Here is a 7,537-nt window from a genome sequence, read left to right as displayed (position 1 = left end):
TTCATTGGATGGAAGATATCATGAGATGTTGACATTTTCACCCTTAATAGGACTACTATAACTGAATATGTAAACTTTTGTAACGACATTCAACATTTCTGCCTAGAAAATAACGTTGACGACATGGAAGCATTACGTCAATATTTGGGGTTAGAAAAAATTATTTTAATTGGTTCTTCCTATGGGGGTATGGTTGCTCTTTCCTATGCTATCAAATATCCACAAAATGTTTCTCATTTAATAGTAATTGCCACAACAGCAAGTTCTCGTTTTTTACAACGCGCTCAAGAAATTTTAGCACAAAGAGGAAACCCAGAACAAAAAGCGATCTCTCTAAAACTTTGGGCAGGTAATTTTGAAAACGAAGAACAGCTACGGCAATTTTTTAAAATCATGAATCCAATGTATTGCCAAAGCAATAACCGGAAAACAAATTCCCCAGACTCAGACCAAACTATCCTCTCAGTTGATGCCATTAACATTGCCTTTAGTGGCTTTTTAAGAAACTATAATATTCTCAACGAATTACCTAAAATTACCTCACCAACACTTGTAATTGCCGGAAGACATGACTGGATCTGTCCCCCAGAATTTTCTGAAGAAATTGCCCAAGCTATTCCTAACGCCCATTTGAAAATATTTGAAAATAGCGGTCATTTGATCCGCGTTGATGAACCCCAATTACTCTTAGATGAAATTATTAATTTTCTCACTATCAGCATTTAAAATTTGAGGAAATAGCTAATTAATGATAAATTACTCCGTTGCCATCAAAACACTTAAACAAGACCCTATTTTAGCAGATGTCATATTGCAGATAGGAGAATGCAGACTAAACCAGGTACAACAAACCGGAGATTTATTTTATTGTTTATCTCGCGCTATCATTTATCAGCAACTTTCAGGAAAAGCAGCAGCAGCTATTCACCAGAGATTTTTACAACTTTATCATAATTCATTAACAGCTAATGATATTCTCAATACACCCGATGATATTTTACGTTCTGTGGGTATTTCCCGTCCTAAAATTACATATCTCAAAGACTTAGCACAACGTTTTACAGAACTGCCAAACATAGATGAACTGCAAACAATGGACGATGAAACAATCATTAAATCCTTAATTGTAGTCAAAGGAATAGGACGCTGGACTGTACAAATGTTGCTGATTTTCAGATTACATCGTTGGGATATTTTACCTGTTGATGACTTAGGTATTCGTGCTGCTATTCGTAATCTTTATAATTTGGATGATTTGCCCAATAAAAAAACATTAGAACCCACCTTCCGCACCCTAAACTGTCACACAACGAAAAATGGTCGTTTGGGGATTTGAGATTGGCGATCGCCACCTAAGATTTAGACTATTTTGTATCAAAATTATCATCAAAGGTATTCAAAAATCCGAAATTACCGATTGTGACACTGGGGGGTGCGGAATGTGGGTTAGAACAAATCGCCCAACAATGGCAACCTTACCGCACTATTGCTTGTTGGTATTTGTGGCAGAGTTTAAACAATTGATAATTGACAATTAACAATTGATAATTAGTAAAATATATATACAGCACTTACCGATGTTATGAGGTAAAAAAACAAATCATCAAACTCTTGTGGTGCGGGCATCTTGCCCGCCAAAGGTGTACTTCATATCTTCAGAAACTGCTGTAATTGTCAATTGTCCATTTTCAATTCTCAATTGTTAATATCTTGCCATAATTGTTGCTAACAACGGAATCAAAATAAAACCAACCAGTTCAACTCTAATTAACAACAGCAGACGATCTAATTTTATTGAATCTAGTTTAGGCGATTGATTTTGCAGTAAATCTTTTACCCAATTAATAAAGGAAACCGTAGGATAAATAGATAATAAACCTACCAGCAAAAATATTGTTACTTTAACGTAAAAAAATGGATTATTTAAATAATATTCTGTACCTTTACCAAAATAGAGAACACGCAAAATACCTGTAACAAGAATACCAACTGCTGATATACCATAAACCGCATCAGCAATTACTATTCTCCAAGCTTCATGCAAACTCAACTCTTTTTTTAAAGTAAATGCTTCTAATGTCAAAGCACCAAAACACAACATGAAACTCAGATAATGTAAATACGCAACTATAATATTTACAGACATTTTTGGGTATTTTGTAGTTATTTTACTAACAGACAACAATCCCAAACTAGCACTATAACCAGCGAATAAAAGTAATCAATAATTCAGAATATTAAGATTTATAGGTTAAATTCTTGGGTGAAATTTATCTCATCCAAGCAGCTTCAAAAAAGTCATATTCACAGACCATAGCATAGCGGTATGTTGAATGAAGTTTAGAGGAATCAACAGCATAATTATCAACTAAACTGTCTAATTGCTGTGTTAATGGTTGAAATTCTGCACCACCATAAGTTTGAATCCAATTTGTATATCGGTGTTCAGGAATACCATCAGCCGCTAAACTTGTTCCCAAAAAAGCATACAAACGCATACAGGGAGACATTGCAGCAGCAGTTAAACCCACTTCCCCAGTCCAAGCAGTGGCCAACAAAAAATCAGTATACCGACGGGTGGCTGTTCCTGGTTCTACATCATGGAGATTCACACCCCATTGATGAGCATAATTTTCATGTAGTTTTAATTCTTCCAAAACACCACTAGCTAAATCATGAAAGATGGTAAAACCTTGCCAATCTGGTGCTTTAGCTGCGGCAATACTGTAAGCACGAGCAAAAGCTTCTAAGAAAAAAGCATCTTGTCCTACATAGTAGCCAAATTTTTCAGATTGCAATGTACCATCCCCAATGCCTTGTACAAAAGGATGCTCTAAACAAGCTAGGGCTAAATCATGATTCGCTGTCCACAATTCATTAGATAAACTCATTTTCACCTCAATTATTTTGATATGTTTTTAGGTGGCAAAACTACCTTAATTGCCATTGCTATGCGTTACTCCCATCTTTCTTAACAATCTTAAAACTTATATGTGGCAAAGGTTTCAAGACCTAAGAATCTACCTACTCTTTACACAATGCACCTCATCCTTATTGATAAAAACCTCATTTTATTGAGAATCAGCAACGAAGGATTAAGGGTTGGGGGTTTGCGAGCGATTCGCCTCCGGCGCTGCGCTGGAGCGCAATCGCCTGGTTGGTAAAAATAGGGAGAGCGATGCCTTCGGCGTATCGAACAGAAGAGAGCGCAGCGATTGGCTACGCCAGTGCCGTAGGCAATCACATCGCTTATTTGGAGTGAAGGATAAGGGAGACTCCTTGCAAGATAATGGATTTTATTTCTCTTTGCAATATCAACCCTTTTGAGATCAGGTGAATCTTAGAAATTACAGAAGACCTGTTGCGCGATTGCCTTTGGCACTGATACTGTTGGCGAAAGTGTTACAAACGGATAAACAAAAGTGTTACAACTAAAAGCAGCAACCACAGATTGAAGGCTTGAGCTTATGTAATCTTTTAAAATACAAAGATGTATTATATTCGCCAACGGTATCTGGCACTGCGCTCCGCGCCATCGCCTTTCTAAATGGCGACAATTCCATCAAGATGCAGAAACGGGTAAAATTCCCAACCTACGCCCAAGACAAAAGGATTTATACCCCGAAATTTAACGCGCTTACAGTTTAAAACGCATTTTTGAAAGTTCAGTCCTGCGAGAGAACGTGGAAGGCATCGTGCTATATATCAATGATCGTTTGCTTTCAATTTTAGGATAACATTGATGTGGTATGTAATTCAAAAATATAGATGCCAGCAAAAGATATTTACCATAACGCTGTAAGATTTGCATTAGTCAAGGATGGTTGGAACATTTTAACAGAAGATTATACTTTGGAATATGGTGGCGATCGCTTATATGTGGATATTGCAGCAGAAAAATCAATTGCAGCAGAAAAACAGGGTCAAAAAATTCTGGTAGAAGTCAAAAGTTTTTTAGGTCGGTCTTTTATTCATGATTTAGAACAAGCTGTGGGACAGTATGTAGTTTATCGAGATATTTTGTTAGAGACTGAATTAGATTTTGAATTATATTTAGCGATTACTTATGGAACTTATAAAAGTTATTTTCAACGCCAGTTAACCCAGATGATTATTAATCGCAATCAAGTTAAGTTGTTAATCGTTGATGCTGAAAGTGAGGTAATAATGCAATGGATAAATTAAAGCATTATCGTCAAATTATCCAAGAAACCTTAACAGAATATCATCAAATCAATGAAAAATCTGGTTCTCAAACCGAGAGTGTTTTAGCTTTTGATGAAGTACACGAACAGTATCTTTTATTATTGATGGGTTGGCACAAAGATGAGAGGATTAAGAGTGTGATGATTCATATCCGTTTAAAGGATAACAAAATTTGGATTGAGGAAGATTGGACAGAAAATGGGGTGGCGACAGATTTGTTACATAAAGGAATCACACGAGAGGAAATTGTTTTAGGGTTTCATCCACCTCTTATGAGACAATATACAGAATTTGCGATCGCCTAATCTGAATATCTTGCTCCTGAACATAAATACTGGATGAGAGGTGTTAGGTATTAGGTGTTTGGTGTTTGGTGTTAGCTGAGGTATTTTTGTACTTGCTTTGGTTTTTTCATGCCGACTTACTTATATATCCATATTTCCCGGCTTTTAAAAATCAATAAGAGCCTAAATTTTTGCATTCATAATTTTCTAGTATTGGGGGATCATCCATCAACTCTGCTAAACTCTCTTACATTATGAGTTACCAGTATTAAATTATTCGCCAAAGCAATAGCAGCAATTTGTAAACCATTGGAACTAATAGGAGTACCAATTTTAGCTAAATCAGCCCGAATCTGTCCATAAATTTCCGCACAATTATCATCAAAATATAAAGATACAAATTGATATAAAAACAACTGTTGTATATTTGTGTATATTTAACCTTTTTTGAGGATTATTGCTACGATTTGAGCCATAAAATAACTCAGCTTTCACCACAGAACAAACAGCAATCTTGTCTGCTTCTATGCTGTCAAAACGGCGATTTATAGCAGAACCCTTATTCTTTAAATACACTATACAAACATTAGTATCTAGTAAATAAATAAGTGAAGAATTACTCATCACAAAACCCAACTAAATCATTATCCCTATCATCAGCAATACCTTGTCCATCAAGGGTAAAATCTATATCCGCACAACTCCCCGCTAAATTTAATAACCCCCCAGAATGTAGGGGGAAATTTGCTGATAAAAAAGCCTTGAAAGCGTTATCATCCTGAAAACCTAACACCTGTCTAAATTCATTAAAGTTAATCAATCCTTCTAAAAAAGCTTCTAAAGCTAATTTATTCATAATTTTTTCGGATAAATCACCTAATTTATCCTGGATTTTATCTGTTAAATTATCTGGTACATTTATTGTAATTTGCATAATTATAAAATCTCCCCAACTTGTATTTTTATTTTACAGTATATTCCCAGAAACAAGATGAAAACTTTTATTAACAATCTTGCCATCATACCCAAGTCCCCGACTTCTATCATCAATTGATAATTTATTGACAATCGGACTTGATATTCTTTCAATCCTCAAATTTGCCGAAGTTTTACAATGCTTATACAATGGGAGTGGAGTAATGATACTCTCTGAACAACGGGGGTTTAACCCCAAATTTTCGATAAATTATTTCTTGTAAAATTAAAGAAGAAGCATCAATGGTTAGATGTGGATTGATTTGCAGTTCAGACACATTAATTAGATAATAGGTATAACTATGACCATCAAAGAACAACTTTTTCAAGAAATTGAATCAGCACCAGATGAACTAATAGCTGAAACACTTAATTTTTTGCGTTTCTTAAAAACCAAAGAAACCCAATTACAACCTAAATCAAATCAAGTAGAATCTACTACACCACCTACAGTTAATTCTACCGGAAAGTCACTTCTAGAACATTTAAAAACTATAGGTACTTGGGAAGGCGATGATTTAGAAGAGTGTCTAAGGCTAGTCATTGCTAGTCGTGGTCAAGCGAAATTTGATGATAATAATCCTTTTGAATAATGTACTTACTCGATACAAATCACTGTAGTCTTGCCATTTTAGGAAATATCAATATACTAAATCGTCTGCTTGAGGTCGAAAACAGTTTAGTGTCAACCTGTGTGATTGTGCAGGGAGAATTGATAGATATGGCTGTACGTTCTCAAAGACAACAAAGTAATTTAGCACTAATCATAACTTTTCTTAGAGGTATCTATATCCATAACATTGAAAAAGAAACTGCTAATATTTACGGGCAACTCAAAGCTGATTTATTTAATCAATTTGCACCCAAAGAAAAAAGCAAGCGGAGAAAAACTAAAATAACTGATTTAGGTTTTGGTGAAAATGACTTGTGGATTGCAGCGATTGCTCTACAGCATAATCTTACCATCGTTTCAACCGATAGCGATTTTCAACGTATTAAACAAGTAAGAACATTGTTTATTGAATCTTGGCTGATAACTTGAAACCCCATATTTTAAAAATTTAAAATTATTATTTCTCCTCTTCTGGAGAATCTAAACATGAAAATTCAATCCCTACAGCTAAAATACTTTAAAAAATTCCGGTCTTCCCCATTATTTGATTTCACAGATCCAGAAACTGGTTTAGCGCGAGATATAATTGTTCTCATCGGTATGAACGGTGCTGGAAAAACAAGTCTTTTACAAGCGATCGCCTCCGGCACTGCGCTTCGCGCAATCGCCGCAACTCTCGGTACAGCAACCGGACACGCACTCTGATTATGTAGAGCAATTAGTACCTGAAGCATATATTATCAGGCTAGAGGTGTAGTTGTGAGTCCAGTGCTGAAGGCTACAGTGTACACAGAAGTCTTAAAATTCCCCCTATGACTTGGTTGTGGAATATTTTTTTAATTGGAAGTCTCTTGTTCTTACTCCCTTTTTTCCTTTAACCGAACAATATTGCGTTGCTCCCGCTGTACATCTTGGTAGCATTGAGCTTGTCCTAAGTTGACAATTTACTGGACAAATCTATACAAGTACATACAAAACTACAAGTATTTGACGTATACATGGAATAAGTTGACTAAAAAATTAGGCAAAATGTGTCAGAATTAAATAATAAAGTATAGTGTTGACATCAGCAAATGCTTTTATCCATCAAAACAAAACTCAAGTTAAATAAAACTCAAGAAATATTCATGGCTAAACACGCTGGCATAGCAAGGTTTACCTACAATTGGGGTTTAGCAACTTGGGCTTGGTTGTATAAGGATGGATTAAAACCAAACAAATATCTTCTCAAAAAATTCTTTAACAATCATGTCAAACCTGAATTGGAATGGATTAAAGAAAAAGGTATTTGTCAGAAAATCACTCAATACGATGCATGATAGTTTAGGTGAAGCTTTCCAGAGATTCTTTCAAGGACAGTCTAAATATCCTAACTTCAAAAAGAAAGGGAAAAATGATAGTTTTACAATTGATGCAGGTGGTAAACCAATTCCTGTAGGTGGTACATCAATAAAACTAC

The 7,537-nt window shown here is 35.3% G+C and carries 12 protein-coding genes and 1 pseudogene; 8 read left to right on the top strand and 5 right to left on the bottom strand.

Features of this window, described 5'->3' with window-relative positions; all coding sequences use genetic code 11:
- The first annotated feature begins 33 nt into the window (after positions 1 to 33).
- Entirely contained in the window at positions 34 to 726 is a 693-nt protein-coding gene (locus H6F47_RS25990) for an alpha/beta fold hydrolase (RefSeq protein WP_347239113.1), read from the top strand.
- 22 nt (positions 727 to 748) lie between these two features.
- On the top strand, positions 749 to 1,336 hold the full coding sequence (locus tag H6F47_RS25985; protein ID WP_199291302.1) for a DNA-3-methyladenine glycosylase 2 family protein: 588 nt from the start codon (positions 749 to 751) through the stop codon (positions 1,334 to 1,336).
- 366 nt (positions 1,337 to 1,702) lie between these two features.
- Here H6F47_RS25985 and H6F47_RS25980 read toward each other — a convergent pair whose 3' ends face one another.
- Entirely contained in the window at positions 1,703 to 2,146 is a 444-nt protein-coding gene (locus H6F47_RS25980) for a DUF2214 family protein (RefSeq protein ID WP_096572963.1), read from the bottom strand.
- A 124-nt stretch (positions 2,147 to 2,270) separates the two neighbouring features.
- Positions 2,271 to 2,891 (bottom strand): TenA family protein, encoded by a 621-nt coding sequence (locus H6F47_RS25975; protein WP_096572962.1) that lies wholly within the window; start codon positions 2,889 to 2,891, stop codon positions 2,271 to 2,273.
- A gap of 877 nt (positions 2,892 to 3,768) precedes the next feature.
- On the opposite strand from H6F47_RS25975, the gene H6F47_RS25970 reads away from it, so the two are divergent.
- Together H6F47_RS25970 and H6F47_RS25965 are read left to right on the top strand one after the other, a co-directional pair.
- On the top strand, positions 3,769 to 4,185 hold the full coding sequence (locus H6F47_RS25970) for a XisH family protein (protein WP_096572961.1): 417 nt from the start codon (positions 3,769 to 3,771) through the stop codon (positions 4,183 to 4,185).
- Positions 4,173 to 4,511, top strand: a complete 339-nt coding sequence (locus tag H6F47_RS25965; protein ID WP_096572960.1) for a XisI protein — start codon at positions 4,173 to 4,175, stop codon at positions 4,509 to 4,511. Before H6F47_RS25970 ends, H6F47_RS25965 begins: the two co-directional genes overlap by 13 nt.
- Before the next feature lie 200 nt (positions 4,512 to 4,711).
- On the opposite strand, the gene H6F47_RS28970 is transcribed toward H6F47_RS25965, so the two are convergent.
- From H6F47_RS28970 to H6F47_RS25955, 3 genes are read right to left on the bottom strand one after another with little or no spacing between them, the layout of a single operon-like run.
- A complete protein-coding gene (locus H6F47_RS28970) occupies positions 4,712 to 4,906 on the bottom strand; it encodes a type II toxin-antitoxin system VapC family toxin (RefSeq protein WP_307722497.1) in 195 nt (64 codons plus the stop codon).
- On the bottom strand, positions 4,872 to 5,114 hold the full coding sequence (locus H6F47_RS28965) for a PIN domain-containing protein (RefSeq protein WP_307722498.1): 243 nt from the start codon (positions 5,112 to 5,114) through the stop codon (positions 4,872 to 4,874). The genes H6F47_RS28970 and H6F47_RS28965 overlap by 35 nt, the downstream gene beginning before the upstream one ends.
- Positions 5,107 to 5,424: a hypothetical protein gene (locus H6F47_RS25955; protein WP_096572959.1), complete on the bottom strand. Its 318-nt coding sequence runs from the start codon at positions 5,422 to 5,424 to the stop codon at positions 5,107 to 5,109. The genes H6F47_RS28965 and H6F47_RS25955 overlap by 8 nt, the downstream gene beginning before the upstream one ends.
- A gap of 343 nt (positions 5,425 to 5,767) precedes the next feature.
- Between H6F47_RS25955 and H6F47_RS25950 the strand changes: the two genes are divergently transcribed.
- From H6F47_RS25950 to H6F47_RS28255, 4 genes and pseudogenes are all read left to right on the top strand, one after another.
- Positions 5,768 to 6,058 carry a DUF2281 domain-containing protein gene (locus H6F47_RS25950; RefSeq protein ID WP_096572958.1) on the top strand — a complete coding sequence of 97 codons (291 nt, stop codon included), beginning with the start codon at positions 5,768 to 5,770 and terminating at the stop codon, positions 6,056 to 6,058.
- Entirely contained in the window at positions 6,058 to 6,507 is a 450-nt protein-coding gene (locus H6F47_RS25945) for a type II toxin-antitoxin system VapC family toxin (RefSeq protein ID WP_137666067.1), read from the top strand. Before H6F47_RS25950 ends, H6F47_RS25945 begins: the two co-directional genes overlap by 1 nt.
- A gap of 57 nt (positions 6,508 to 6,564) precedes the next feature.
- A pseudogene (locus tag H6F47_RS25940) lies at positions 6,565 to 6,771 on the top strand (AAA family ATPase); the annotation flags it as partial.
- A gap of 380 nt (positions 6,772 to 7,151) precedes the next feature.
- Positions 7,152 to 7,397, top strand: coding sequence for a helix-turn-helix domain-containing protein (locus H6F47_RS28255; protein WP_242027501.1), 246 nt, complete (start codon positions 7,152 to 7,154; stop codon positions 7,395 to 7,397).
- Positions 7,398 to 7,537: the final 140 nt, after the last annotated feature.

It is taken from the genome of Sphaerospermopsis sp. FACHB-1094 (assembly GCF_014696195.1).
Classification (GTDB): Bacteria; Cyanobacteriota; Cyanobacteriia; order Cyanobacteriales; family Nostocaceae; genus Sphaerospermopsis; species Sphaerospermopsis kisseleviana.
The sequence above is the reverse complement of the archived record's forward strand: the minus strand, read 5'-3'. Positions and strand labels throughout refer to the sequence as shown.

Bases quoted from the DNA above. Each gene is read 5' to 3' on its own strand.
- H6F47_RS25965 (WP_096572960.1), top strand. From the start codon at position 4,173: ATGGATAAATTAAAGCATTATCGTCAAATTATCCAAGAAACCTTAACA.
- H6F47_RS28965 (WP_307722498.1), bottom strand. From the start codon at position 5,114: ATGAGTAATTCTTCACTTATTTATTTACTAGATACTAATGTTTGTATA.
- H6F47_RS25955 (WP_096572959.1), bottom strand. From the start codon at position 5,424: ATGCAAATTACAATAAATGTACCAGATAATTTAACAGATAAAATCCAG.
- H6F47_RS25945 (WP_137666067.1), top strand. From the start codon at position 6,058: ATGTACTTACTCGATACAAATCACTGTAGTCTTGCCATTTTAGGAAAT.
- H6F47_RS25950 (WP_096572958.1), top strand. From the start codon at position 5,768: ATGACCATCAAAGAACAACTTTTTCAAGAAATTGAATCAGCACCAGAT.
- H6F47_RS25970 (WP_096572961.1), top strand. From the start codon at position 3,769: ATGCCAGCAAAAGATATTTACCATAACGCTGTAAGATTTGCATTAGTC.
- H6F47_RS25980 (WP_096572963.1), bottom strand. From the start codon at position 2,146: ATGTCTGTAAATATTATAGTTGCGTATTTACATTATCTGAGTTTCATG.
- H6F47_RS28255 (WP_242027501.1), top strand. From the start codon at position 7,152: ATGCTTTTATCCATCAAAACAAAACTCAAGTTAAATAAAACTCAAGAA.
- H6F47_RS25985 (WP_199291302.1), top strand. From the start codon at position 749: ATGATAAATTACTCCGTTGCCATCAAAACACTTAAACAAGACCCTATT.
- H6F47_RS25975 (WP_096572962.1), bottom strand. From the start codon at position 2,891: ATGAGTTTATCTAATGAATTGTGGACAGCGAATCATGATTTAGCCCTA.